The organism is Dactylosporangium sp. CS-047395 (genome assembly GCF_050942185.1).
Taxonomy (GTDB): domain Bacteria; phylum Actinomycetota; class Actinomycetes; order Mycobacteriales; family Micromonosporaceae; genus Dactylosporangium.
On record NZ_CP192015.1, the window covers coordinates 3,853,384 to 3,878,004 of the forward strand.

The 24,621-nt window shown below is 73.5% G+C and carries 28 protein-coding genes; 11 read left to right on the forward strand and 17 right to left on the reverse strand.

The window, feature by feature from the left end:
- Positions 1-7: 7 nt before the first annotated feature.
- The 4 genes from ACQP00_RS18120 to ACQP00_RS18135 are packed head-to-tail and all read left to right on the forward strand — an operon-like array spanning position 8 to position 4,374.
- Entirely contained in the window at positions 8-895 is an 888-nt protein-coding gene (locus ACQP00_RS18120; protein ID WP_433220524.1) for a LysR family transcriptional regulator, read from the forward strand.
- Positions 896-904: 9 nt separating this feature from the next.
- Positions 905-2,977, forward strand: a complete 2,073-nt coding sequence (locus ACQP00_RS18125) for an Hsp70 family protein (protein WP_433220527.1) — start codon at positions 905-907, stop codon at positions 2,975-2,977.
- Between the two features lie 34 nt (positions 2,978-3,011).
- Positions 3,012-3,887, forward strand: coding sequence for a TIGR03619 family F420-dependent LLM class oxidoreductase (locus ACQP00_RS18130; RefSeq protein WP_433220530.1), 876 nt, complete (start codon positions 3,012-3,014; stop codon positions 3,885-3,887).
- Positions 3,877-4,374 (forward strand): nuclear transport factor 2 family protein, encoded by a 498-nt coding sequence (locus tag ACQP00_RS18135; protein WP_433220532.1) that lies wholly within the window; start codon positions 3,877-3,879, stop codon positions 4,372-4,374. Before ACQP00_RS18130 ends, ACQP00_RS18135 begins: the two co-directional genes overlap by 11 nt.
- Here ACQP00_RS18135 and ACQP00_RS18140 read toward each other — a convergent pair.
- Positions 4,341-5,105 carry an SDR family NAD(P)-dependent oxidoreductase gene (locus ACQP00_RS18140; RefSeq protein ID WP_433220535.1) on the reverse strand — a complete coding sequence of 255 codons (765 nt, stop codon included), beginning with the start codon at positions 5,103-5,105 and terminating at the stop codon, positions 4,341-4,343. The two genes, ACQP00_RS18135 and ACQP00_RS18140, sit on opposite strands and share 34 nt — an antisense overlap.
- Before the next feature lie 5 nt (positions 5,106-5,110).
- Complete coding sequence (locus tag ACQP00_RS18145; RefSeq protein ID WP_433220538.1) at positions 5,111-5,683, reverse strand: NADPH-dependent FMN reductase; 573 nt, start codon at positions 5,681-5,683, stop codon at positions 5,111-5,113.
- 103 nt (positions 5,684-5,786) lie between these two features.
- Between ACQP00_RS18145 and ACQP00_RS18150 the strand changes: the two genes are divergently transcribed.
- The 6 genes from ACQP00_RS18150 (at position 5,787) to ACQP00_RS18175 (ending at position 11,136) form a co-directional block, all read left to right on the forward strand.
- A complete protein-coding gene (locus ACQP00_RS18150) occupies positions 5,787-6,236 on the forward strand; it encodes a MarR family winged helix-turn-helix transcriptional regulator (RefSeq protein ID WP_433220540.1) in 450 nt (149 codons plus the stop codon).
- Positions 6,237-6,300: 64 nt separating this feature from the next.
- A complete protein-coding gene (locus ACQP00_RS18155) occupies positions 6,301-6,444 on the forward strand; it encodes a hypothetical protein (protein ID WP_433062370.1) in 144 nt (47 codons plus the stop codon).
- Positions 6,445-7,392, forward strand: a complete 948-nt coding sequence (locus ACQP00_RS18160; RefSeq protein ID WP_433220543.1) for a cytochrome P450 — start codon at positions 6,445-6,447, stop codon at positions 7,390-7,392. It begins immediately after the preceding gene.
- Positions 7,389-8,567 carry a hypothetical protein gene (locus tag ACQP00_RS18165; protein WP_433220546.1) on the forward strand — a complete coding sequence of 393 codons (1,179 nt, stop codon included), beginning with the start codon at positions 7,389-7,391 and terminating at the stop codon, positions 8,565-8,567. Before ACQP00_RS18160 ends, ACQP00_RS18165 begins: the two co-directional genes overlap by 4 nt.
- Positions 8,564-9,370, forward strand: a complete 807-nt coding sequence (locus ACQP00_RS18170) for a hypothetical protein (protein ID WP_433220549.1) — start codon at positions 8,564-8,566, stop codon at positions 9,368-9,370. Before ACQP00_RS18165 ends, ACQP00_RS18170 begins: the two co-directional genes overlap by 4 nt.
- Positions 9,370-11,136, forward strand: coding sequence for a carbamoyltransferase C-terminal domain-containing protein (locus tag ACQP00_RS18175; RefSeq protein WP_433220551.1), 1,767 nt, complete (start codon positions 9,370-9,372; stop codon positions 11,134-11,136). Before ACQP00_RS18170 ends, ACQP00_RS18175 begins: the two co-directional genes overlap by 1 nt.
- On the opposite strand, the gene ACQP00_RS18180 is transcribed toward ACQP00_RS18175, so the two are convergent.
- Positions 11,103-11,597, reverse strand: a complete 495-nt coding sequence (locus tag ACQP00_RS18180) for a nuclear transport factor 2 family protein (protein WP_433220554.1) — start codon at positions 11,595-11,597, stop codon at positions 11,103-11,105. The two genes, ACQP00_RS18175 and ACQP00_RS18180, sit on opposite strands and share 34 nt — an antisense overlap.
- Positions 11,598-11,677: 80 nt before the next feature.
- On the opposite strand from ACQP00_RS18180, the gene ACQP00_RS18185 reads away from it, so the two are divergent.
- A complete protein-coding gene (locus tag ACQP00_RS18185) occupies positions 11,678-12,610 on the forward strand; it encodes a TIGR03619 family F420-dependent LLM class oxidoreductase (RefSeq protein WP_433220558.1) in 933 nt (310 codons plus the stop codon).
- Here ACQP00_RS18185 and ACQP00_RS18190 read toward each other — a convergent pair.
- The 14 genes from ACQP00_RS18190 to ACQP00_RS18255 are packed head-to-tail and all read right to left on the reverse strand — an operon-like array spanning position 12,580 to position 24,457.
- Positions 12,580-13,551 carry a zinc-binding dehydrogenase gene (locus ACQP00_RS18190; protein ID WP_433220560.1) on the reverse strand — a complete coding sequence of 324 codons (972 nt, stop codon included), beginning with the start codon at positions 13,549-13,551 and terminating at the stop codon, positions 12,580-12,582. The two genes, ACQP00_RS18185 and ACQP00_RS18190, sit on opposite strands and share 31 nt — an antisense overlap.
- A gap of 14 nt (positions 13,552-13,565) precedes the next feature.
- On the reverse strand, positions 13,566-13,856 hold the full coding sequence (locus tag ACQP00_RS18195) for a hypothetical protein (RefSeq protein WP_433220562.1): 291 nt from the start codon (positions 13,854-13,856) through the stop codon (positions 13,566-13,568).
- Between the two features lie 2 nt (positions 13,857-13,858).
- On the reverse strand, positions 13,859-14,935 hold the full coding sequence (locus ACQP00_RS18200; RefSeq protein WP_433220564.1) for an ABC transporter substrate-binding protein: 1,077 nt from the start codon (positions 14,933-14,935) through the stop codon (positions 13,859-13,861).
- Positions 14,936-14,963: 28 nt separating this feature from the next.
- Entirely contained in the window at positions 14,964-15,845 is an 882-nt protein-coding gene (locus ACQP00_RS18205) for an ABC transporter permease (protein WP_433220567.1), read from the reverse strand.
- The gene (locus tag ACQP00_RS18210) at positions 15,842-16,645 is read right to left on the reverse strand and encodes an ABC transporter ATP-binding protein (protein WP_433220569.1); all 804 of its coding nucleotides are present in this window, start codon (positions 16,643-16,645) and stop codon (positions 15,842-15,844) included. Before ACQP00_RS18210 ends, ACQP00_RS18205 begins: the two co-directional genes overlap by 4 nt.
- Before the next feature lie 21 nt (positions 16,646-16,666).
- Positions 16,667-17,401 (reverse strand): SDR family oxidoreductase, encoded by a 735-nt coding sequence (locus tag ACQP00_RS18215; protein ID WP_433220572.1) that lies wholly within the window; start codon positions 17,399-17,401, stop codon positions 16,667-16,669.
- A complete protein-coding gene (locus ACQP00_RS18220; protein WP_433220575.1) occupies positions 17,392-18,000 on the reverse strand; it encodes a cysteine hydrolase family protein in 609 nt (202 codons plus the stop codon). Before ACQP00_RS18220 ends, ACQP00_RS18215 begins: the two co-directional genes overlap by 10 nt.
- Positions 17,997-19,043: a Gfo/Idh/MocA family protein gene (locus ACQP00_RS18225; protein ID WP_433220578.1), complete on the reverse strand. Its 1,047-nt coding sequence runs from the start codon at positions 19,041-19,043 to the stop codon at positions 17,997-17,999. Before ACQP00_RS18225 ends, ACQP00_RS18220 begins: the two co-directional genes overlap by 4 nt.
- Before the next feature lies 1 nt (position 19,044).
- Positions 19,045-19,920: an amidohydrolase family protein gene (locus tag ACQP00_RS18230; RefSeq protein WP_433220580.1), complete on the reverse strand. Its 876-nt coding sequence runs from the start codon at positions 19,918-19,920 to the stop codon at positions 19,045-19,047.
- 3 nt (positions 19,921-19,923) lie between these two features.
- On the reverse strand, positions 19,924-20,712 hold the full coding sequence (locus tag ACQP00_RS18235; RefSeq protein WP_433220583.1) for an enoyl-CoA hydratase/isomerase family protein: 789 nt from the start codon (positions 20,710-20,712) through the stop codon (positions 19,924-19,926).
- Positions 20,712-21,872, reverse strand: coding sequence for an acyl-CoA dehydrogenase family protein (locus ACQP00_RS18240; protein WP_433220585.1), 1,161 nt, complete (start codon positions 21,870-21,872; stop codon positions 20,712-20,714). The genes ACQP00_RS18235 and ACQP00_RS18240 overlap by 1 nt, the downstream gene beginning before the upstream one ends.
- Position 21,873: 1 nt before the next feature.
- Complete coding sequence (locus ACQP00_RS18245; RefSeq protein ID WP_433220587.1) at positions 21,874-23,043, reverse strand: acyl-CoA dehydrogenase family protein; 1,170 nt, start codon at positions 23,041-23,043, stop codon at positions 21,874-21,876.
- Positions 23,040-23,288, reverse strand: coding sequence for a hypothetical protein (locus ACQP00_RS18250; RefSeq protein ID WP_433220589.1), 249 nt, complete (start codon positions 23,286-23,288; stop codon positions 23,040-23,042). Before ACQP00_RS18250 ends, ACQP00_RS18245 begins: the two co-directional genes overlap by 4 nt.
- Complete coding sequence (locus ACQP00_RS18255) at positions 23,285-24,457, reverse strand: enoyl-CoA hydratase-related protein (RefSeq protein WP_433223886.1); 1,173 nt, start codon at positions 24,455-24,457, stop codon at positions 23,285-23,287. The genes ACQP00_RS18250 and ACQP00_RS18255 overlap by 4 nt, the downstream gene beginning before the upstream one ends.
- Between the last annotated feature and the right edge of the window lie 164 nt (positions 24,458-24,621).

The following is a 24,621-nucleotide window of genomic DNA, read 5'->3' on the forward strand; positions in this document are numbered from 1 at the left end:
TTCCGTTATGACCGCCGGATACGATCCGCAGCTGCTGGCCACCTTGCTCGCGGTCGAGCAGACCGGCAGCTTCACCCAGGCCGCGGCCCGGCTGGGCATCCGCCAGCCGACCGTGAGCCTGCACATCCGGCGCCTGGAGCAGCAGGTCGGCCGGGTCCTGGTGCACCGCACGACGCACGCGCTGGCACTCACCCCGGACGGCGAGGCGATGCTCGGCTTCGCGCGCACGATCCTGGCCGCGCACGAGCAGGCCGCCGCGTACTTCAGCGGCCCCCGCCCCCGCGGCCGGCTGCGCATCGGCATGTCCGATGACCTCGCGCTGACCCGCCTGCCGCTGATCCTGCGCGAGTTCCGCCGGGACAACCCGATGGTCGACTTCTACCTCACCGTCGAGCAGAGCCGGGTGCTGCACGAGTGGATGGTCAATGACAAGCTCGACGTGCTGGTCGGCAAGCGCCCGCCCGGCGACGAGCGGGGCCAGCTGGTCAAGCGGGACCGGCTGGTGTGGGTCGGCACGCCCGCGACCCGGCTCGACCTGACCAAGCCGGTGCCCCTGGTCGTGTACGCCGCGCCGAGCATCTCCCGCGACGAGATGCGCAAGGCGCTCAACCGGGCCCGGCTGCCGTACCGCAGCGCCTGCGTCTGCCGCGGCGTGAACGGGCTGATCGCCGGGGTGGCGGCCGGCATCGGCATCTCGGCGCTGGCCGCCAGCCTGGTCCCGCCGCAGCTCACCGCGCTCGGACCGGCCCACCGCCTGCCGGAGCTCGGCCACATCGACCTGGTGCTGCTGGCCAACCCGCGCGCCGAGGAGCGACCGGCCGTCCGCGCCCTGATCGCGACGATCCTGGCCGGCGGTTCGCAGTCGTTCGCCCCAGGGGTTGTGCCCGAGCGCTAGCATCGGCGCGTGCTGCTCGGCATCGATTTCGGTACCACGCACACCGTCGCCGTCCTCGCTGCTCAGGACCGGGGCGGCGGCCCTGTGCCCCTGCTGTTCGACGCGTCGCCGCTGCTGCTGTCCGGGGTGCACCTCGCGCCCGACGGGCAGCTGCTGACCGGGCACGACGCGGCCCGCGGGGCGCTGTCCGACCCGGGCCGCAGCGAGCCCAACCCGAAGCTGCGCATCGACGACGGCACCGTGCTGCTGGACGACACCGAGCTGCCGGTGCACGCCCTGATCGCGGCGCCGCTGCGGCGGGTCTACGAGGAGGCGGTCCGGCACGCCGGCGGGCCGATCACCGGCACCGTGCTCACCCATCCGGCGTCGTGGGCGGCCCAGCGCCGTGACGTGCTGCTGCGCGCGGCCCAGGCGGCCGGGCTACCCGGCGTGACGCTGGTGCCGGAGCCCGTCGCGGCGGCCGCGTACCACGCCGGCGCCTCGGGCCGTCCGCTGCCGGCCGGCTCGGTCATCGCGGTGTACGACCTCGGCGGCGGCACCTTCGACGTGTCGGTCGTCCGCCGTACCGCGGAGGGCTGGGCCATCCTCGCCACCGCCGGCCTCGACGACGTGGGCGGCATCGATCTCGACGCCGCCCTGGCCGAGCACATCGGCCGGACCACCGGCGCCGCCGACGCGCGGCGCTGGCGGCGGTTGGTCGAGCCGGTCGACGCGGCCGGGCGGCGGGTGCTGCGCGGCTTCCGCGACGACGTGCGCGGGGCGAAGGAGCAGCTGTCGCGGACCGCGTCGACGACGGTGCGGGTGCCGCTGCTGGAGGTCGAGGCGTACCTGTCCCGCGAGGAGTTCGAGGCGGTCGCCGCGCCGTCGCTGACCCGCACGGTGAACCTGGTCGACGCGGTGCTGCGGCAGGCGGGCGTCGATCCGCGGGGGCTGTCCGCGCTGTACCTGGTCGGCGGCTCCAGCCGGATCCCGCTGGTCGCGACCATGCTGCACCAGCGCTTCGGGCTGGCCCCGGTGCTGGTCGACGAGCCGCAGACGGTGGTGGCCACCGGAAGCCTGGCCGCGGCGGGCGTGCCGACGCAGGTCCCGCCGGCGGCCACCTTCACGGCGCCACCTCCACGCACGAACGCGCCTGAACCCAGACGCAAGGGCCTGCTCGTCGCGGCTGCGGTCCTCGTCGCGGCAATCGTGATCGGCCTTGGGGTCTGGCGCGCCAACTGGCCGACGACCGGCGACGATCACGCCGGCAATTTGGGCGAAGGCAAAGGCAGCGGCACCGGTACCACGGCCGCCGCGGCCAAGGGCGGCCGGACGTTCACGGTGGACAAGGACGCCTGGTACGCCGGTTTCAAGGTGCACTTCGCCGACGCCGTCTACGACCCGGCCCAGGAGGACAGCGAACTCACCGTCCGGGCCCGGCTCACCAACCTCACCACGCAGGACCAGGCCCCCACCGGCGCCGTCCCGGTCTCGGTGCGGTTCGGCACCCAGCCGTACACCGGCGGTTTCAAGGGCAGCGTGCCGACGATCCCGGCCGGCTCGTACGCCGACGCGGTGTTCACGTTCCGGGTCCGCGACGCGATCGCCGACCCGGCCAAGGGCGTGCTCGTGCTGGGGGAGGACTCGCTGCGCCGGGCGACCGTCCCGCTCACCGGCACCGACGGCCTGGTGACGCTGGAGCCGAAGCAGGTGCTCGCGCCCACCCAGACCGAGATGCTCAAGCTGCGGTTCACCAACGTCACCTGCCAGGCCGGCGCGGCCATCCCGGAGCGGTTCCGTGAGGTGAAGGACCAGGAGCGCTCGGTGCACTGCACCTACGACGTCCGCTACGACGGCACCGAGATCGGCATCGACTCGTCCATGGAGGCGTTCCGCCTGGTCCGGCCGGACGGCACCGAGGTGGCGCCGACCGACCACAAGAACGAGAGCCTCAGCCCGGGCGAGGAGAAGCACGCGTTCTACGTCACCTTCGTCATCGCCGCCGACGCGCCCGGCGACTACAAGCTGCGGATGCGGTACCGCGGGCTGTACACGAAGGTCACCGACCAGCACGACGTCCCACTCACCCTGCCCGCGGTCTAGCCGTACCAAGCAAGCGCTTGGTACGCTCCCGGGCATGCGGTTCGGCATCGTCAGCCCCGTCGTGTTCCGGCCGGCCGGTCTGTGGAACGCGTGGGAGGCCGAGGCGGGCCCGGCCGACCTGGTCCGGATCGCCGAGGCCGCGGACCGGCTCGGCTACCACCACCTCACCTGCAGCGAGCACGTCGCCGTCCCGGCCCGGATCGCCGCGCGGGCCGGCGGGACCTACTGGGATCCCCTCGCGACGCTGAGCTTCCTCGCCGCCCGCACCACGACCATCCGGCTCGCCACCCACGTGCTGGTGCTCGGCTACCACCACCCCCTCGCGATCGCCAAGCGGTACGGCACCCTCGACCTGCTCAGCGGCGGCCGGGTCGTCCTCGGGGTCGGCGTGGGCAGCCTGCAGGCGGAGTTCGACCTGCTGGGAGCCGAGTTCGAGGGCCGGGGCGCCGCCGCCGACGACGCGATCCGGGCCCTCCGCGCCGCGTGGGGCCGGCCGCTGCCCGTGTACCAGGGCACTCACTACAAGTTCCGGGACTTCCTGGTCGACCCGCACGCGCCGCGCGAGCACGTGCCGGTGTGGATCGGCGGGTACACGCCCCGCTCGCTGCGGCGGGCCGTCGAGCTCGGCGACGCCTGGGTGCCGTTCGGCCTGCCCCCGGAACGGATCGCGGACATGCTCGCCGCCGTCGACCGGCCGGACGGCTTCGAGGTCGTCCTCAGCCCACCGCCGCTGGACCCGATCGGGGACCCCGACGGGACCCGGCGGGAAATACAAGCACTTGAAGAGGCCGGCGCCACGATGCTCAACGTCGTGCTGCGCCATCGCGATGCCGGGCACTGCGTCGAACAGCTCGATGCCCTCCGGCAACTGCGGGAAGACGCCGATTGGACGGTACAAGATGCGGCTTGAAGAAACGGTCGCCCAGTTGCAGCGGCGGGTCGGTGAGCTCGAGGATCGCCTGGCCCTCATGCAGCTGCTGGCGACCTATGGGCCCGCGGTGGACAGCGGTGCGGCGGAACCGGCGGCGGGGCTGTGGACCGACGACGGCGTCTACGACGTCGATCCGGAGGTGCTGCGCGGCCGCGCGGCGATCGCGGGCATGGTCACCGGCGAGGGGCACCAGCGGCTGATCCGCGCCGGGGCCGCCCACCTGCAGGGCCTGCCGCACCTGCAGGTGGACGGGGACCGGGCCGTCGCCACCGCCTATTCGCAGCTGGTGCTGCGCGACGAGGCGACGGACGGCTTCCGCGTCTGGCGGACCGGCGTCAACCGCTGGGAGTTCACCCGTACTCCCGGTGGCTGGCAGGTCACCCACCGCACCAACCGCCAGTTGAACGGTGCCGCGGAAGCCCGCGAGCTGCTCTACCAGGCCGTCGCGCCGCCGTCGACGGGGTAGTTCGCGCCCGTGATGTAGGAGGCGCGATCGGACGCGAGGAAGGCCGCCAGCTCGACGACCTCCTCCGGCCGGCCGAACCGCTTCAGCAGGGTCTTGGCCGTGATGGCGTCCCGGGCGGCCCGGTCGTCGCCGAGGTCGCGGTCGCTGGCCGGGGTCAGGATCGGCCCCGGCGAGATCGCCACCGCGCGGATGCCCACCGGCGCGCCCTCGAGCGCCATCTGCCGGGTCATGCCGATGACGCCGGCGTTGGCCGCGCTGTGCCCGACCATCGGCGGCACGTGCCCGCCGATCATCCCGGCCATCGAGGCGACGTTGATGATGACGCCGCCGCCCCGGGCGACCAGGTGCGGCCACGCGAACTTCGACACGAAGAACGGGATGTCCAGCTCGGCCGTGACCGTGGTGCGCCAGTCCTCGACGGAGAAGTCCGGCACCGGTCCGAAACGCTGAAAGGCCGCGTTGTTGTACACCACGTCGAGCCCCCCGTACACGCCCGCGGCCCGCTCGACGAGGCGCCGCGCCTGCCCCGGATCGGTGAGGTCGACCGGCGCGATCCCGGTCATCTCCCCGCCCGCGCGCCGGACCAGTTCGACGGTCTCCGCGTTGGCCGCGGCCTGGATGTCCGCGCCGACGACCCGGGCCCCCTCGCGGGTGAAGACCTGGGCGGCGACGCGTCCCTGGCCGCCCGCGGTGCCGGTGATGAGGACGACCTTGCCGTCCAGCGTGCCCACCGCCGTCACCGCCCCGGCCGCAGCGGCGCGAGCGCGGTGCTCCAGGCCACGACCTGGTCGAGGGTGGCGGTGAGCGCCTGCAGCTGGAACTCGCCCGGCCGGAACACCGAGTAGTTCTCGAAGTCGGTGTGCAGCGACAGCGCCACCTGCGCCCGCACGTCGGCCAGCTGCAGCTCGGCCGCGATGAGGCGCAGGTGCTCGACGGCCCGGGTGCCGCCGTTGCCGCCGTAGCTGACGAACCCGACGGCCTTGTTGTTCCACTCGGCGTACAGGAAGTCGATCGCGTTCTTCAGCGCGCCCGACGTGGAGTGGTTGTACTCGGGCGTCACGATGACGAACCCGTCGAACCCGTCGAACGAGGCGATCTTGCTCGCCCATTCCAGGGTGTGCGGCCGGCTGTACTGCCCGATGGACGGCGGCATCGCCTCGTCCAGGTGCGGCAGGTTGTAGTCGAGCAGGTCCACGAGCTCGAACCGCGCGTCGGTGCGGCGGGCGGCCGCCTCGTACACCCACTGGGCCACGGCGGCGCCGTTCCGGCCCGGGCGGGTGCTGCCGAGGATGATGCCGATGCTGGTCATGGTGCGTTCTCCAGTTCTGCCACGAGGCTTGGTTGCTTCGTCAAGCAAGCACTGGAACCGTAGCCACGGTTTCCTTGCTGCGCGAAGCAAGTAGACTGTGGCCATGCCAACACCGCCGCCGCTGACGCCGGACGAGGATGCGCTGGTACGGGCGCTCCCGCGGCTGATGTACGCGCTGCCCCGCGCGATCGACGCCGACCTGCTGCGCGAGCAGCGCATGTCGCTGAGCGAGTGGACCGCGCTCATGCGGCTGTCCGAGGCGCCCGACCGGCGGCTGCGGATGGGGGAGCTGGCGGCCGCCTGCGAGCTGTCGCTGAGCGGCATGTCGCGGATCGTCGGCCGGCTGGAGGGCCAGGGGCTGATCGAGCGGGTGCGCAGCGCCGACGACGCCCGCGGCTGGGTCGCCGTGCTCACCGACGCCGGGACGGCCCGCCTGGAGCAGGTCTGGCCGAGCAACCTGGCCAGCGTCCGGCGGCACTTCCTCGGCCACCTCGCGGGCGTGGACGTCGGCCGGCTGGCCCGGGCGCTGCAGCGGGTGGCCGCCGACCATTGACGCATCCGACGGCCGTTCTGAATACTTGGCCGGGGACAACGATCAAGCAGAGAGCGAGGCCAGGATGCCCGAGCAGACCGTCGAAGCAGCCGAGACCACCGCCGAGGACGTCGTCTTCGCGACCCTGCCCGAGACCGGCTTCGAGACGATGACCGAGGGTGGCGTCGAGTTCGTCCTCTGCGCGTCCGCGCTGACCGCCCAGATGTGATTGGTACCGAACCTTCCGGGCCTGGCGCTCGCCGATCGGGCGGCGCTGTTCGCGGCCCTGTGTGACCTCGACGCCCGCTGCACCGCCGACGCGGTCCCGGTGACCCTCGGCGGGCGGCCGGCCCGGTTCGTGCGCGCGCCCGAGGCGGCCCGCGCCGTGCTGACCTCGCCCGACGCCCGCAAGGGCCGCCCGGCCGCGTCCCTGCGCGACCTGGGCGGCTACATCGGCCTGACCGGCGCCGGGTTCACCGCGGCCCGCGCCGACGTCATCGCCGCCCTGAAGGCGAGCAGCGCCGACGGGCCGACCGACCTGGTCGCCCACCTGGCCGGCGCCGCTCCCGATCTCTCGGCCGCCTTCGGCGCGCTGCGACGGATCGCGGACGCCGGCGCCGAGCCGGACACCGTCGAGCACCGCGCGGCCGCGGTCGCCCAGCTGGCCCCCAGGCTGTCGGAGCGCTCGGCGTTCGTCCGCGTGCTGACCGAGCGGGGCTGGGACCGGCCGCGGATCGCGGCCGAGATCGTCACGCTGGCGTTCGCGGGCCGGGCGAGCCTGGCCGCGGCCATCAGGTCCGGCCGCTGCCTGGGGATTACCGGCCGCGCCGCCACCGACGCGGCCGTCACCGAGCTGTTCCGCATCGCCGCACCCGGCTGGCTGGTCGTCCGCGAGCTGCCGGAGACCCTCGTCGTGCTGAGCCCGTGGCTGCTGCACCGCGACCCGCGCGGCTGGCGGGATCCCGGACGGTTCGACGCGGACCGGCCCGAGACCCGGCGCAGCCCGTGGTACCTGCCGTTCAGCGCCGGCCCGCGCCGCTGCCCGGCCGAGACCTGGTCCCGCGCCTACCTGCGGGCCACCCTGGGGCAGCTGCCGCCGTCCGCGCCCGCCGCCACCACCCGCACCGTGCTCGCCGAGGGACGGTCGGCCTGCCTGGAAGCCGAGGAGAGCGCATGACGAACTGGCCGGTGACCCTGGAACTCGTCACGGGGTCCGTGCCGGTGGACCCGATCGGTCCGACCATAGCGCACACCCTCGGCGGGCTGCGCATGCCCGAGACGATGTTCCAGGCCTACGCCGTCAACGGGGGCGAGCTGACGCCGATTCCGGCCTGGACCGCGTACGACGCGCTGCGCGGCAGCACCGACGGCGTGGTGATCCGGGCGCTGCGCAACACGCTGTTCGACACCATCCTGCCGCTCTTCCAGCAAGCGGAGCTTCAGCACGGGACCGGGTTCGAGGCGATCGTGCCGGGCGACGGGGGAGCGGCCACCGCCCGCCGTACCGTCGTCACCCACGTCGAGGCCCAGAAGCTCATCGTCGACCAGGTCGGCGCGTTCGTCCGCGAGCACGGGACGGCCGCGCGCGGCTGCGTGTTCGGGGTGTCCGGCGGCGGCGACAGCAACGCGCTCGCGTTCGGGCTCCGCCGGGCGGTCCCGGCCGACCGGCTCTTCGCCTTCACCCTCACGTTCCGCGACGTCATGACCCGGGCCGCCGCCGACCGGGCCACCGTGCTGTGCCAGGACCTCGGCATCGAGCACGTGGTGTACGAGCCGGACGAGCTGGCCCGGCTGCTGGACATGCGCACGTCGGTGGACGCGCTGTACGAGGACTTCGCGGGAGCGTTCGGGCACGAGGCGGTGCACTTCTTCGGGACCTTCCTGATCCTCAAGACGGCCCGGGTCCTGGGGCAGCGGCGCGGCTTCGGCGACCTGGCGTTCGGTTACAACCGCGAGGACCTGCTGGCCGAGCTGCTGTTCATGGTGATGAACGGGCAGACCCCGCTCGCCTACCCGCTGCGGCCGCTCGGCGAGCAGCGGATCGTCATGCCGGTGTGGCGCGCGCCCAAGCTGCTGCTCGACGCCTGCCATCCGGTGTTCAGCCTGGAGAACTACCGGGAGCGCGACGCGCACACCACCCGGCAGCGCAGCCTCGCGTTCTACCTCGCGCACTCGCTGGACTCGGCCTACCCGTCGTTCGGCCTGAGCGTGCTGGAGGGGATGCGCAAGCTGTTCGACGGGCGCTTCGCCGAGCTGGAGTACGACGCCGACCTCGACGTGTACGTCACCGCCCTCGCCACGCCCGAGCGGCGCGGGGTCGTGCGCGAGATGCTGAACCGGCACTTCGCATGATCCAGCTCCCGGAGTCGTGGTTCGAGGGCCGGCTGCCCGAGCTTCCGACCGTCGCCGACTGCGCCACCGCGCTGCGGGAGGACGCGCCCCGGCTGCGCGCGATCACCTCCCGCGAGCCCGCCCGCGACCTGGAAGCGGGGCTGTTCGCGGCGCTCGACGGGGAGGCCGGGCACGCGGTCGTCGGCTATCCCGCGGAGGTGCCGGCGACCGTCGCCGCGACGCTGCTCGCGGCCTGGCTCGGGATGCCGGCCGAGGGCGTGCACGACGACGTCGGCGGCACCGTCAGCCACGTCGTGTCGGGCGTCGGGCACCGGCACGACCAGGCCTGGCACACCGACAGCACGCCGTGGCTGCTGCCCAACCGGTACTCCGTGCTCGGCCTGCTCTCCGCGCCCGGCCCGCAGCCCGAGGCCACCGGGGTGCTGCCGATCCGCCGGCTGCACACGGCGCTGCTCGACGACCCGGAGGCCCTGGCCGCCCTGCGCGGCGAGGCGCTGCCGTGGCGGGTCAACTTCCCGCACCTGCCGCAGCTGTGGGGCGCCATCCTCGACCCGGCCGTGCCGCGCTGGGTCCGCCCGGCCGTCGACCCGCTCCGGGACCGGATGTCGCCCGCGCTGGCCCGGGGCGTGCTGCGACTCGAAGCCGCGCTCGCCGGGGCGGTGCCGTGGTACGAGCCGGCGACCGCCCCCGGCCGGCTCGTCATGTTCGACAACCACCGGGTCATGCACCGCGGCCCGCTGCTGGAGCAGGACAGCGGCCGCGAGCTCATCCGGATCAAGATCGGCGGAAGGGCCGTCCGCTGATGGCGATCCTCGGGGTCTACGAGGGCCACAACGCCGGCGCCGCACTCATTTCCGCCGACGGTACCGTCCTCGCCGCCGTCGAGGAGGAGCGGTTCTCGCGCGTCAAGAACCACGACGCGCGCCCACCGGACGCCCCCGGCCCGGTCCGCAGCGTCGCCTGGTGCCTGGCCGCCGCCACCGAGGAGGTGACGGCGATCGCGGTCGGCCTGGAGGAGCCCGAGGCCCTGCACCGGCGCGCGGTCAACACGTTCCTGGACTTGGTGGCCGCGGGCGAGCGGCAGCGCCTCGACCGGCGCCACCAGCTCGGCCTGGACGCCCACGACCTGCTCCAGATGCCGCTGCTGACCCAGCGCGCGCGGGTGGCGAAGGCGCTGCGCACCGTGGCGGAGGCCGGCCTCGACCCGGCCGGCATCCCCACGATGTTCGTGCCGCACCACACCTGCCATGCCGCCGCGTTCCTGCTCGCCCCGGTCGACGCGGCGCTGGTCGTCACGCTCGACGGCAAGGGCGACGACCTGAGCGGCAGTGTCCACGATGGACAGGGGCACCGTCTCGGCCCCGTCGCCGAGGTGCCGACCGAGGCGTCGCTCGGCCACCTGTACTCGGCCGCGACCGTCGCGTGTGGACTGCGGCCGCAGCGCGACGAGGGCAAGCTGACGGCGATGGCCGCATCCGGCACCGCGGATCCTCGGCTGCTGAAACGGCTGTCGGCCGTCATGCGCTTCGACCCGGCCGCCGGGGTGCCGCGCGGCTCGCTGGGTGCGGGGATCGTGCAGGGGCCGTACCCGGATCGCATTCCGGGTTTTCACAACGAGCGGATGGCCGGGCTGATCGCCGGGCTCGATCGGTGCGACGTGGCCGCGACCGTGCAGCAGATCCTCGAACAGGTCGTCGTCGAGTTCGTCGAGCACCACCTGCGCCGGTCGGGCTCCTCGGCGCTCGTGGTCTCCGGTGGGGTCTTCGCCAACGTGACGCTGAACCGGCGGCTGGCGGGGCTGCCGGGAGTACAAGAGCTGCATGTCCATCCTGGAATGACGGACTCCGGGATCGCACTTGGGGCCGCGGCGGTCGTCCACGCCCGGACCACGGGCGCTCGTCCGCGGCCGCTGAACCGGATCGACCTCGGGCCGTCGTTCGCCGACGACGCCGCGGCGGCCGCGTTCCGGGAGCAGGGCTACGAGGTCGTCGCGGCCGCCGAGGGACCCGAGCGGGCGCTGGCCGCCGCGCTCGCCGACGGGCACGTGGTGGCCCGGTTCGCCGGCGGCTGCGAGTACGGCCCGCGCGCCCTCGGCCACCGCAGCGTCCTCGCGCCCGCCGGGGACCCGTCGGTGGCCGCCGCGCTGAACGACCGCCTGCGCCGCTCGCACGTCATGCCGTTCGCGCCGGTGGTGCCCGCGGCCGAGGCGCACCGGCTGTTCGACGGGCTCGAACCGGTCGCCGGGCCGACCCGGTTCATGACCACGTCGGTGCGTTGCCGCCCGGAGGCGCTCGCCGCGCTGCCCGCGGCCGTGCACCTGGATGGCACGGCGCGCCCGCAGCTGGTCCACCCGGGCGAGAACCCGCGGCTGGCGTTGCTGCTGGAGGAGTACCGCCGGCGCACCGGCCGGCCCGGGCTCGTCAACACCTCGTTCAACCTGCACGACGAGCCCATCGTGTGTACTCCCACCGACGCCGCCCGCAGCGCCCGGGCCGCCGGCATCGCGGTCGTGCAGGTCGGCGACCTGGTGTGTGCCTACGGCGCGGAGAGCCGGTCGCGGAGCCGGTAGATGTGGTCCTCGCGGTCGCGGCGCCCGCGCGGGCCGGGGCCCTCGCTCGGCACGAACGCGCCCGCCTCCGAGCGGGTCCACTCGCGGGACGCGAACCGCTCCAGGATCCGCCACTCGCCCTCGCGGCGCTCCAGCATGTCGACGAAGCGGAAGCCGCTGGTGAAGTTCAGCCGGGCGTCGTCGGCCGGGGTGCCCCAGTGCACGGCCATGCCGTAGGTCTCCGACAGCGCCCGGTCGCCCACGACCTCGACGAGGTGGTTGGCCACCAGGTGCTGGGTGCCGTCGAAGCCGCGGACCTTCGGCTCCACCCAGGCGATGTAGTCCTCGATCGGGCCGTCGAAGCCGGTGTGGTGATCGACCCCGTCGGGGTGGTAGCAGGACCGGACCAGGTCCATGTCGAGCCGGTCGATGCCCCGGCAGTACCGGCAGACCAGCTCGCGGATCGCGTCCTCGTTCCTCATGAGACCTCCTCGTGGCGGGCCTGGTGCGATCCGGGCCGCGCACATAAACTAACAAGCACTTGCTTGGTTTAGGGAGTGCGATGGCGCGGTTGGGCTTCAATCTCATGGCCGTGGAAGAGCTCTACGGCGGCCGGTTCGGCGGGCTGCTCGAGGCGGCCGGGCTGGCCGACCGGATGGGCGTCGACCTGCTCGTGCTGCCCGACCACGTGACGATGAGCGAGCGCACGCACCGGGAGCGGACCGCGACCGGCTTCCCGTATCCCCTGGAGACCAACTGGTTCGAGCCGCTGATCGCGCTGGCGGCCGTCGCCGGGGTCACCGAACGGGCCCGGCTCGGCACCAACGTGCTCATCGCGCCGATCCGGCCCGCTGTGCTGCTGGCCAAGCAACTGGCGACCCTCGACGTCATCTGCGGCGGGCGGCTCGACGTGGGGCTGGGGGTGGGGTGGCAGGAGGAGGAGTACCGGGTCAGCGAGCGCGCCTTCGAGGGCCGCTTCGGCATCCTGGAGGAGCAGGTCGCCGTGTGCCGGGCGCTGTGGGGCGGCGGGCCGGCCGCGCACACCGGGCGCCGGGTCGACTTCACCGACCTGCACAGCGTCCCGGTCCCCGTGCAGGGCGCCGATCTGCGGCTGTCGTTCGGCTTCAACCCGACCCCGCGGGCCGTCGAGCGGATCGTGCGGCACGGGCTGGGCTGGTGGGGCCAGCCGATGCCGCTCGACGGCGTGCGGGAGGCGATCGCCGCCATCCGCGCCGAGTGCGAGCGGACCGGCCGCGACCCCGGCTCGATTCCCGTCACCGTGGCCACGACGCTGGTCGCGCACGGGAAGACGGCCGAGGAGGTCGGCGCCATGCCGGTGCTCGAGGAGGCGCGGGCCCTGTGGGCGGCGGGCGCCGACTGCGTCATCGTCCACCCCCTGGCCTTCGTCAGGTCGGCCGAGGAGCTGCCGGAGTTCCTGCGACCGCTGCTCGACGCCCGGGACGCTCACGCGGCCTCGACGACCACCTTGAGCTGACCCGCGCGGGGGGCCGCCGCGAGGTCGTACGCCTCCTGGACGCGGCTCATCGGCACCCGGTGGGTGACGTAGGCGTCCAGGATCGCCGGGTGCTCGCGCAGATAGTCCTGCGCCGCCCGCAGCACCCGCGGCCGGTCCTTCGTGGTGCCGGCCCGCAGCGTCAGATCCTTGCGGAACAACGTGTGCATCGGCACCGGGTAGACCATGTCGTCGGGCACCCCGAAGTAGTAGACCAGCCCGCCGGGCGCGGCCGCCTCGATCGCGCAGGCGAGGGTGCCGACCTGGTGCCCGATCGACTCGACGACCACGTCCGGCCGGTCGGCCGGGGCGAGCGACTCCACCCACCGGTCGCAGGACGCGTGCACGAAGTCGAAGCCGAAGCCGGGCGCCGCGGCCGAGCGGTCCACCCGGTCCACGCCGACGACGCGGGCGCCCCGCGCGGCGAGGACGTGGCTGAACAGTACGCCGATCGGGCCCTGGCCGAGCACGGCGACCCGCCGCCCGGCCACGTCGCCCATCCGCTCGACGGCGTAGATGACGCACGCGAGCGGCTGGACGACGACGGCCTCGGGCGGGGTGAGGCGGCCGTCGTCCGGTACCAGGGAATCGCCCTCGGTGACGCACAGCTCGGCGATCGCGTCCTGGCCCAGCGCCCAGCCCACCGCGGTGACGCCGGGCGCGAAGCCTGGGTGGCGGGAGGCGACCACCTCGCCCACGACCTCGTGCATCGGGCACCCGACGCCGGGCGGGGCCCCGTCGGGATGGTTGCCGAGGCCGCCCTGGCGCTGGATCGCCCCCTTGAACAGCGGCATGTCGCTGCCGCAGATGGCGCCGGCGCGCACCCGCAGCAGCACCTCGCCGGGGGCGAGGGCCGCCGCGAGCGGCGCCGGCACGCTCACGTGGGCGAACGTCGACGGAGCCACGAGCTGAGCCGCCCACATGACACGCACTCTCCTTATCCGCGCATGGATTCGACGTAGTTGCGGATGACCTCGATGCCGTCGAACAACTCGGTGACCGTCCACTCGCGCGGCGCGTCCGGTGCGTCGCGCAGCATGGCCCGCAGCGCCTCCGCACTGTCCACATTGGCCACCAGCATCCGGCCGCCGCCGGCCATCGAGTACAGGCAGTCGAGCGTGCCGTCGGCCAGCCGGGCCGAGATCCAGCCGACGGCCTCGTCGGCGATGCGCAGGCCCAGTTCGGGGTCGACCGGGCCGTGGTGGCCGATGGCCAGGAACTTGCCCATCGCTACGCGGCCAAGGCGGTCTGCCGCGGCTTGTCGTCGAAGAGCTGCGCGTCGGACAGCGGCTTGTCGAAGCTGACGATCCCGCCGATCTGCGCCCAGGCGGTCTCGATCGGCGCGATGTTGCCGACCGGGAACTTGAAGTCCGGGTCGAAGACGAGGCTGGACGGGCCGGCCAGGGTCTCCTCCTTGGTCTCCATCGCCTTGACGAGGGCCGCCTTGACCTCCGGGTTGGCCCGGTAGTCGCCCTGCAGGTACGTGCGGCTGGTGCGCACCAGCGCGCGCAGGACGGCCGCGGCCACGTCCGGCTTCTCGGTGCGGATCTTGCCCATCCAGTAGCTGGTGATGGACGCGGTGAACGGGATGATGAGCTTGTGGCCGTTCTTCTCGGCCGTGGTCCACACCGGGTCGCTGAGGTTGCCCGCGTCGACCGAGCCGGACTCGAGCCCGGCCAGCAGATCGGCCCCGCCGAGCGGGACGATGGTGACGTCCTTGACGGTGAGGTTGCAGGTCTTGAGGTACGCGGCCAGTTCCACGACCGCGGGGGAGCCCAGGCCGGTGGCGGAGCCGGTCGAGACCTTCTTGCCCTTCAGGTCGCAGGCGCTGAACGAGCCGTCGGCCTTCAGCAGCGTCTTGCGCACGTAGTAGCCCTGGTGGTTGGCCGGGCTCCAGCCGACGCCGCCACCGATGCCCTTGATGTCGGCACCGCCCGCGATCGCGTTGAACAGGCCGGCCGACGGCGCGGCCGGGGCGAAGTCGATGTCGCCCTTCTGCATCAGCACGACCAGGTTGTTGGTCTGGACGAGCTGGATCTTGATGTTGATGTTCTCCTTCTTGAACTCGCCGAAGTACTCGGCGAGCAGGAGCGGCGCGTACGCCTCGATGTTGCGGAACGGCAGCGAGGCGTTGACGGTGACCTCGCTCGGCAGCGGCTTGGGCGCGGGGGTGTTCGGCCCGGTCGGGCCGGCGCTGAGGGCCGTCGTGGGCTGGTTCGCGGTCGGAGCGGCGGCCGGGGTGTCCGCACCGTCGCCGCACGCGGCGAGGAGCAGGGCGGCGGCGACGACCAAAGCTAATCGGCGCATGGCGGGGTGTCCTTTCAGCAGGGCAATTTCACAGGAGGTTGCGGTCGCCGCCCTCGATCTCGACGCGGGCCCAGGGCAGCACGAGCAGGGAGATCCACTTGACGATGTTCGACAGGAGCAGGCCCATGAGCGCGACGGCGACGATCCCGACGTACATGCGCGGGGCCTGGAAGAGGGTCCAGGAGTACCAGATGAGATAGCCGATGCCCTGGTTCGCCTGGGTGAACTCGACGCCGACCATCATGAGCACGGCGACGCTGACCGACATGCGCAGCCCGATGAACATCTGCGGCAGCGCGGCCGGGAACATCACGTGCCGGAAGGTCTGCCACGGCCCGGCGTCGAAGCTCTGCGCCACCTCGCGGTGCCCGGGGCTGACGGCCAGGAACGCGGTCATCGTGCTGACCCACATGAAGAAGAAGACGGTCATCCCGATGGCGACGTTCAGGGCGGTGTCGGTCAGGCCGAAGATGAGGAGCAACAACGGAAAGACGGCCAGCTTCGGTACCGTGTACAGCGCCGACAACAGCGGCTCGAACGTGGCCCGGGCCCACCGCGACGCCCCGAGCGCGACGCCGGCCGCCACGCCCGTCACGACGCCCATACCGCCGCCGATGAGGACCCGGGTCAGGCTGACCCACAGGTGCTTGAACAGCTCGCCGCTCTCGACGAGATCGAGCGCGGCGTCCCAGACCGTGGTCGGGGCCGGGAAGAACAGCGGGTTCACCGCGCCGCTCGTGGCGGCCACCTGCCACACCACGAACAGCGCGATCGGGGCGCTGAAGCCCAGCAGGATCTCGGCCACGCGGCGGCGGCGCCGGTGGACGGCGGCCCGCTCGGGCGAGGCCGAGGGCTCGCGCCGCACGAGCCGCGCCGAGGACGTGGGTGCCACTTCGGTCACCTGGGTCATGACTCCTCCTTTCCCGCCGCCAGCGAGGCCTGGACCTCGTCGCGCAGCACGTCCCAGACGTTCTGGTGCAGGGCCGCGAACTCCGGCGTGCCGCGCAGGTCGCTCGGGCGGGGCCGGCCGAACGGCACGGTGATGTCGCTGACCACCCGCCCGGGCCGCGCCGACACGACGACCACCCGGTCGCCGAGCACCAGCGCCTCCTCCAGGCTGTGGGTCACGAAGATGACGGTGCGGCGGTCCTCCTCCCAGACCTTGAGCAGCACCTCCTGCAGCACCACCCGCATCTGGGCGTCCACGGCCGCGAACGGCTCATCCATGAGCAGGATCTGCGGTTGTACGGCCAGGGCCCGCGCGATCGACACCCGCTGGCGCATGCCGCCGGAGAGGGTGGCCGGGTACGCCTTCTCGAAGCCGTTCAGCCCGAGCCGGCGGATCCACTCCATCGCCTGCGCGGTGGCCTCCTTGCGCGGCACCTTGGCCATGTCCAGCCCGAACCGCACGTTCGCCAGCACCGTCTTCCACGGCAGCACGCCGTAGTCCTGGAAGACCATCGACGTGGCCGCCCGGCCGTCGTCCATCCAGAGGTCGAGGGTCCCGGAGGTCGGCGGCAGCAGCCCGTTCACGACGCGCAGGAACGTCGACTTGCCGCAGCCGGACGGGCCGACGAGGCAGACGAACTCGCCGTCGGCGACGGTCAGGTCGAGCGGGCCGAGGGCGTGCACCTTGCGCTTCCCGGCGATGAACTGCCGCTCGACGCCGCTCGCTCGCAGCTTGGTTCTCGGTGGCGCCGCTGTGTCCATAGGGGTGCTCCTTCGGGGTGTCTAGGCGAACCACTGGCCGGCGTTCACGTCGAGCGTCTGGCCGGTCACTCCGGCGGAGAGCGGGGAGCCGAAGAACGCGACCACCTGGGCCACCTCGCTGGCCGTCACGAACCGGCCCAGGCAGGTGCCGGCCTCGGCGTCGCGCCGGGCCCGCGGGCCGCCGAAGAACGCCTCGAGGTTGTCGGACTCGATGTAGCCGGGCACGACGGCGTTGACCCGGATGCCGTCCGGGCCGAGCTCGCGGGCCAGCACCGGGACCAGGGTGAGCAGCGCGGCCTTCATCGCCGCGTAGATGCCCGAGCCGGGGTGCGGCATCCGGGCCGAGATGGAGCTGATCAGCACCACCGACGCGCCGGGTCGCATGAACGGCCGCAGCTCGTACAGCAGGTTCGTCGCCGACACCAGATTGCCGTCGACCGCGGCGTGCCAGTCCGCGGCCGTGCGCTCGCCCAGCGACCCGAGCGGCGGGCGGCTGAACGCGTTGTGCACCAGCACGTCGACGGTCTTGAAGCGCTCGCCGATGCGGCGGGCCGCGGTGGCACACTGGTCGCGGTCGGTGAGGTCGGTCGGCAGGCAGAGCGCTTTCGGTTCGAGGGCGGCCAGCTCGTCCAGCGAGCCGGTGCGGCGGGCCAGCAGCGCGAGGTCGGCCCCGGCGGCGGCGAAGGTCAGGGCGAGCTCGCGGCCCAGGCCCGGCCCGACCCCGGCGACGACCGCGCACCGTCCACTCAGGTCCATGCGGCCACCACCTCGTCCACGGTGGACAGCCAGGCCAGGTGGCGCAGGCTGTAGCGCACGACGTCCGCGGCGTACTCGGGCGGGCTGCCGGCCACCGCGTCGGTGGGGACGACGACGCGGTAGCCGAGCCCGATCGCCTCGACGCAGGCGCCCGGGATGCCCATGTTCAGCGACACCCCGACGAGCACGATGGTGCTTGTGCCGAGGCCGCGCAGGGTGGCGTCGAGCTCGGTGCCGGTGAACGGGGTGACGCCGTGGTGCCGCTCGACCGTCACGTCGCCGGGCGCCTCCGCGACGGGCCGGGCGGACGTCGAGCCGATGAGCAGGTTGTCCGGCATCGCCTCGGCGCGCTTGAGAATCGGGGCGTTGGCGCCGGCGGGGCGCCCGCCGGGCCGGTGGGCGACGGTGGCGTGCACGACCGCGACCCCGGCCTCGCGGGCGCCTTTGAGGAGCCGCTCGACGGCGTCGAAGCCACCGGTCGCGCGCAGCTGCTCGCCGAGGTCGGGCACAAGGCTCTCCGGGCCGACGATGCCGCGCTGCAGCTCCATCGTGACGACGGCCGTATTTACGGGACGGACGAGGTCCCGGTCGAGTCTCATCGGGCTCCTCCCGGGAACGCGACGGCGGCGGCCTCGATCGCCTCGACCACCCGCAGGACCGACAGGCCGTCGGCGAAGGTCGCCGGCGCCGGGACCTCGGTCAGGTGCGGGTCGTCCAGGCGGCGGTACAGCCACTGCGCGAGGCCCGTGTAGGCGGCGATCTCCGCCGCGGTCCAGGGCCGGGCGTCGGCGGCGTCCGTCGGTGGCGGCGGGGACGGCTCCGGGGTCAGCCGCCGGGTGCCGCCGGCGGTGGCGAGGAACGCGTGACCGTCCACGATGGACACGGTGCCGTCGGTGCCCGCGATCCGGGTCACCTCGGCCGGCTCGCCCCACGTCGCCGCCGACTCCTGCAGCACGGCGATGGCGCCGCCCGCGGTGCGCAGCAACACGGCGTAGCCGTCGTCGGCGTCGCCCGCCGGGCGCGGGACCGACTGGCCCAGGACGGCCGCGACGTCCACGATCGGGCCGAGCCACAGCTGCAGCTGGTCGATCAGGTGGGTGCCGTTGGCGCGCAGCCAGCCGCCGCCCCGGGACCGGTCGAACCACCAGGCCGGGGTGGGTGCGTCGGCGGCGGCCAGGATCGGGTACGAGCGGAGGACCGTGGCGGTGTGCGGCCGCCCGATCAGGCCGGTCGCGATCGCGGCCCGGACCGCCTCGACGGCCGGGTCCCAGCGGAACTCGGTGCCGACCAGGGCCACCAGCCCGGCCGCGGCGGCCGCCTCGGTCAGCGCCTCGGCCTGCGCGACGGTGAGCGCCAGGGGCTTCTCGCAGATCACGTGCCGGCCGGCCGCGATGGCGAGGGCGGCGAGCTCGGCGTGGGTGTCGGGCGGGGTGGCGATGGTGACGACGTCGGCCGCGGTGGCGTTCAGGGCGGCGACGAGCGAGTCGAACCCGGCGGGGATCCCGAGCCGGGCCGCCCGCCGGGCCGTGCGGTCGGCGTCGCGGCCCACCAGCGCGGCCACCTCGAACCCGGCGGCGCGCAGGGCCGGCACGTGGACGCGCAGGCCGAAGCCGGTACCGCAGACGATGGCTCTTCTGCCCATGTCAGCCCCCGATCCCCAGGACCCGCAGGGCGTTGGTGCGCAGGAACTTCTCCCACACGTGCTCGTGCAGCGGCAGGTCGTCGAGCTCGGTGAAGATGCGCTCCAGGGACAGGCCCATCGGGAAGTACCCGGCGTAGAGCACCTTGTCCGCGCCGCGGGTGTTCGCGAAGTCGACGATCGCCTTCGGGTAGTAGCGCGGTGCGAAGGCGCTCGTCGAGTAGTACAGGTTGGGCCACTTCAGCAGCAGCTTGACGGCCAGGTCGACCCAGGGCTCGCAGCCGTGCCGGGTGACGAAGCGCAGCTCCGGGAAGAACCAGCAGACCTCGTCGATGAGCGCCACGTCCTGGGCCGCGAACGGCACCCGCGGCCCGGGCACCCCGGCGCAGACGAAGATCGGGATGTCCAGGTCGATGCAGGCGGCGTAGAGCGGGTAGAACCGTTTGTCGTTGATCGGCACCGGCGGGTTGCAGCCGCTGGGCATGGCGCTGGCGGCCACCACGCCCAGCTCCTCGACCGCCCGCCGCAGCGCGCAGACGCCCTCCATCCCGGCGTTGGGGTCGACCGGGAACGCGCCCAGGAAACGGTCCGGATGATCCCGCAGCGCGGCGACCGAGAGCTCGTCGTCGAAGCTCACGGTGATCATGCCGCGCTCGACGCCCCACCGGTCCATCTCCAGCAGCACGGCCTTGGCCCCGTCGGCGCTGAACCGCTCGCCCGGGAGGCTCTTGTACATGTACTCGGCCGGGAAGCGGTACGTCTCCCTGCTTTCGGGGTCGCGCAGCTGGCTGCCGAGGAAGCGCCGCCAGCTGTCGTCGCCGGGCCCCTTCGGGATGCCCATCATGAGGTCGACGACGCCGATGCCGGTCGGTCGGGGCATCGCTCACCACCCCCGGAAGACGGGGTCGCGCTTCTCGGCGAAGCTGCGCAGCCCCTCGGCGCTGTCCTCGGTCCACACGTTCATGGCCACGGCCATCTCCTCCCGGTCGAACGCCGCGACCCGGTCCGAGTCCAGCGACTGGTTCAGCAGGCGTTTGGCCAGCCCGAGGGCGACGGTCGGGCCGGCCGCGAGCCGCGCCGCGAGCTTCTGTGCGGCGGCGTCGAGCTCCTCCGGGGCCACCACCTCGTGCACGATGCCGAGCCGCTCGGCCTCGGCGACGGACAGGTCCCCGCCGAGCAGCAGCAGCCGCTTGGCCGTGTGCAGCCCGAGGACCCGGGGGAGCAGGTAGGCGGCCCCGGCGTCCGGCACGATCCCGCGGGTGACGAACAGCTCGGCGAAGCGCGCCTTGCTGGACGCCACGATGAAGTCGGCGGCGAGGGCGAGCTGGGCCCCCATCCCGGCGGCGACCCCGTTGACGGCGGCGATGACCGGCTTGGGGCAGTCGAGGACCGCGGCAATGAGCGTCTGGGCGCTCCGGACGCCGGGTCCGGTGCCGCCGACGACCTTTTTTACGGCCGTTTTCCCGCTCAGGTCGCCACCCGCACAGAAGGCCCGGCCTGTCGCGGTGAGCACGATTGCTCGTACCTCCACGGTGGCACCGGCCTCGGCCAGCAGCGCGATGACCCGTTCCCGCTGCGGCGGGCCGAGCGCGTTGAGCTTCTCGGGCCGGTTGAACACGATCCGGGCCACGCCGCCCTCGACCGTGTACGTCACTTCGTCCTCGACGGTCATCAACGACTCCTGGGGAGGCCGAGGTGGCGCTCGGCGATGATGCCGCGCTGGATCTCGCTGGTGCCGGCGTAGATCGTGGTCACGACCGAGTGCCGGAACTCGTGCTCGATCCACCCGTCGGCGGGCGCCCCGGTGCCGTGCCCGGCGAGCAGCCCGTCGGCCCCGAGCACGTCCGCGAACTCGGCCGCGGCCCGCATGAGCGCCTCGGAGCTGAACAGTTTGGCGAGCGAGCCCTCCGTGTGCGGCAGGACGTCGCGGGCGGTGAGCCAGGTCATCCGCAGGCCCATGAGGCGGCTCACCTCGAGATCGGTGGCGGCCCGGGCCAGGGCGGCGCGCACCTCGGGCCGCTCGACGGGCCGCTGCCCGTCGGCGTCCGGCGTGCGGGCCCACTCGATCGCCCGGCCGACGAGGTGCAGCAGGTGCCCGGCGGCGGCCGGCTGCCGCTCGAAGGCGAGGGCGACCATCATGACGTCCCAGCCGCCGTCGACCTCCCCGACGCGGGCGCTGTCGGGGACGCGGACCCGCTCGTAGAAGGTGGCGTTGGTGCGCTCACCGCCGAGGGTCGGCACCGGGCGGATCTCGACGCCGTCGGCGTCCAGCGGCACCAGGAACATGGTCAGGCCGCGGTGCTTGGGCACGTCGGGGTTGGTCCGGGCGAGCAGGAACACGTGGCTCGCCTCGTGGGCCATCGTGGTGAACATCTTCTGCCCGTCGATGACCCAGCCGTCGCCGTCGCGGACCGCCCTGGTGCGGGCGGCGGCCACGTCCGAGCCGGAGTCCGGTTCGGAGTAGCCGAGACTCATGAGGGCGGCGCCGCTGAGGATGGCCGGGATGACCTCGGCGCGCTGCTGGGCGGTACCGACGATCTGCAGGGTCTTGGCGACCAGCTCGGAGATGAGCCAGCCCTCGATCGGAATGCCGGCGCGGGCGAACTCCTCGTTCAGGGTGGCCATCTCGAACGGGTCGCGCCCCTGCCCGCCCTGCTCGACGGGCCAGGCGGCGGCGAGCCAGCCCCGCTCGGTCATCGCCCGGTGCACGTCCCAGCTGTGCAGCGTGCCGGAGTCGTGCACGGCGGCGTCGGTCGTGGGCGGGAGGTCGGCGAGGAATTCGCGTACCTCGGCCCGGAACTCCTGCTGCGCTGGGGAAAGCTCGAAGTCCATTTCAGACCGCCCGCCCCTCGTCGTGTTCGGCCGCGGCCTGTTCGGTGGTGGCGTTGACGGCGGCCTGCTCGGCGGTGGCGTCGGCCGCGGCCTGCTCGGCTGTGGCGTTGACCGCGGCCTGCTCGCCGCTGGTGATTAGGTCGAAGGGCTTGGCTCGCCGGCCCTCGTCGTGGTCGGCCAGGGCCAGTTCGGCGGTGGCGTCGACCGCGGCCCGTTCGCCGCCGGTGAGCAGGTCGAGGGCCTTGGCCCGGCGGAAGTACAGCTGGATGTCGTACTCGAGGGTGTAGCCGTAGCCGCCGTGCGCGTGTAGGCCGCGGTCGGTGGCCTGCCGGGCGGCCCGACCGGCGAACGCGGCGGCCATCGCGGCCAGCCCGTGCCGGCGCGGGCTGCCGGTGTCGATCGCCCAGGCCGCTTCGAGCACCAGGAGCTCGGCCCCGTCGACGAGGGTGGCGGCGTCGGCGAGCTGGTGGGCGAGGGCCTGGAACGTGCCGATCGGGCGGCCGAACTGCTGGCGGCTCTTCGCGTAGTCGACGCCGAGCCGCAGCCCCTCCGCCCCGATCCCGGCCAGGGCGGCGGCGGTCAGCACCCGCCAGTCGGCCAGAGCCTCGGCGAAGTGCCGGCGCGCATCGGGCCCGACCACGAGCACGGCCGCGCCGGCCAGGTCCACGTGCCCGAGCGCGAGGCCGGACAGGGTCTGCTTCGGGGCGTCCACCGCGGCGCCGGTCCGGGAGGCGACGATCCCGTTGCCGTCCCAGGCGAGCACCCGATCGGCGACCGCGCCCCACGGCACCGTACGGGCGATCCCGGCCACCGCCGGGCGAGGTGCGAACGTGATCAGGCCGCCGAGCTCGGGCCGCCCGAGCCGGTCGAGCAGGCGGGTCGCGACCACGGACTCGATCAGCGGGGCGGAGGCCAGGGCGACCCCGGCGGCGCGGGCCGCGACGGCGAGCTCGATCGGGCCGGCCGCGACGGCGAGCTCGATCGGGCCGGCCTCGCCGCCGCCGCTCGCGAGCTGCGGAAAGCCGAAGTCGCCCAGCACGGCCCACAGCGCGGGGTCGAAGCCGAGCGGCTCGGCGGCCCGGACCCGGCTCGGCGGGGAGTGCTCGGCGAGCAGCGCGGTGAGGGCCGCCCGCAGGTCGAGCTGGTCGGTGGTGAGCGAGAAGTCCATCATCGCAGCCGCCAGCGGGGCCGGTTGCCGGCGCGGAACGTCTGCTGCCCGGCGGCGATCTCGGCCGGGTCGGTGCCCGCGGCGGCGATCTCGGCCGGGTCGGTGCCCGCGGCGACGAGGGCGTGCGCCACGTCGAGGGCCGGGCCTGGGCCCAGGTCCGCGCCGAGCCGGGGGGAGTGCTCGGCGAGCAGCGCGGTGAGGGCCGCTCGCAGGTCGAGCTGGTCGGTGGTGAGCGAGAAGTCCATCATCGCAGCCGCCAGCGGGGCCGGTTGCCGGCGCGGAACGTCTGCTGCCCGGCTGCGATCTCGGCCGGGTCGGTGCCCGCGGCGACAAGGGCGTGCGCCACGTCGAGGGCCGGGCCGGGGCCCAGGTCCGCGCCGAGCCAGATGGTGCGCAGGGTGGCCTGCACGGCGAGCGGCGGCAGGGCGGCGATGGTCGCGGCCACCGCCGCCGCCGCGGCCCGGAGCTCGCCGGCCGGCACGACCTCGGAGGCCAGGCCGATCTCCAGCGCGCGCCGGGCCGACATCCGCTCCGCGGAGCCGAGCAGGGCCAGGCGCAGCACCTCGCCGAGCGGCATCCGGCGCAGCAGATGCAGCGGCTCGAAGACGGCCGGCATGCCGAACGTGGTGTGCGGGTCGAAGAACGTGGCAGTGTCGGCGGCGATAATGATGTCGGCCTCGCCGAGCAGGTAGAACGCGCCGCCGCAGGCGATGCCGTTGACCGCCGCGACGACCGGCTTCCACAGGCCGCACGACTTGGGGCCGAGGAAGTCGCCCACGTCCGCGCGCAGGAACGGGCTGGCCGCCTTCAGCAGCGCGCCCGCGTCCCGATCAACGCCGTTGTCAACGCTGCGGCGGTCGGCGTTGTCAACGCGGTTGTCAGCGCGGTTGTCGGCGCTGCGGCGGTCGGCGGTGTCAGCGCGATAGTCAGCGCCGTTGTCAACGCTGCGGTCGTCGGCGGTGTCAGCGTCGTTGTCAACGCGGTAGTCAGCGCGGTTGTCAACGCTGCGATCGTCGGCGGTGTCAGCGGCGTTGTCAGCGCGGTTGTCAATGTGGCGGTCTTTGGCGTTGTCATCGCTGTTGTCAACGCTGCGGCGGTCGGCGTTGTCAGCGCCGTTGTCAACGCGGCTGTCAACGCGGTTGTCAACGCGGGGGGCGGTGGGGGTGCGCTCGTCGAGGCCCGAGCGGTCGTAGCCGGTGCAGAAGGCCTTCTCGCCCGCGCCGGTGAGGACGACGCAGCGTACGTCGTCGTCGAGGCGCAGTCTCGCCCAGACGCCCGCGAGCTCCCGCAGCATCGTGTCGTTGAAGGAGTTCAGCACCTCGGGGCGGTGCAGCTCGACCCACGCGACCCCGCCGTCGACCGTGACCCGGAGCGTCGCGAGCTCCGGGTCTTCGTTCGCTGCGGGTGTGTTGTGCATCACAGCGCGAAGGTTATAAGGTTATACCCTTAGCGTCAAGGGAGGGGGTCGAGTTGCGGGAGTTCACCGATGAGGCGCTGCGGGAGCTGGCCATGTCGCCGCGCGCCCGCCTGGTCCGCCGGCTCGGCGGGTCCGAAGTGGCGGCCCTGCGCGAGGAGCTGGCG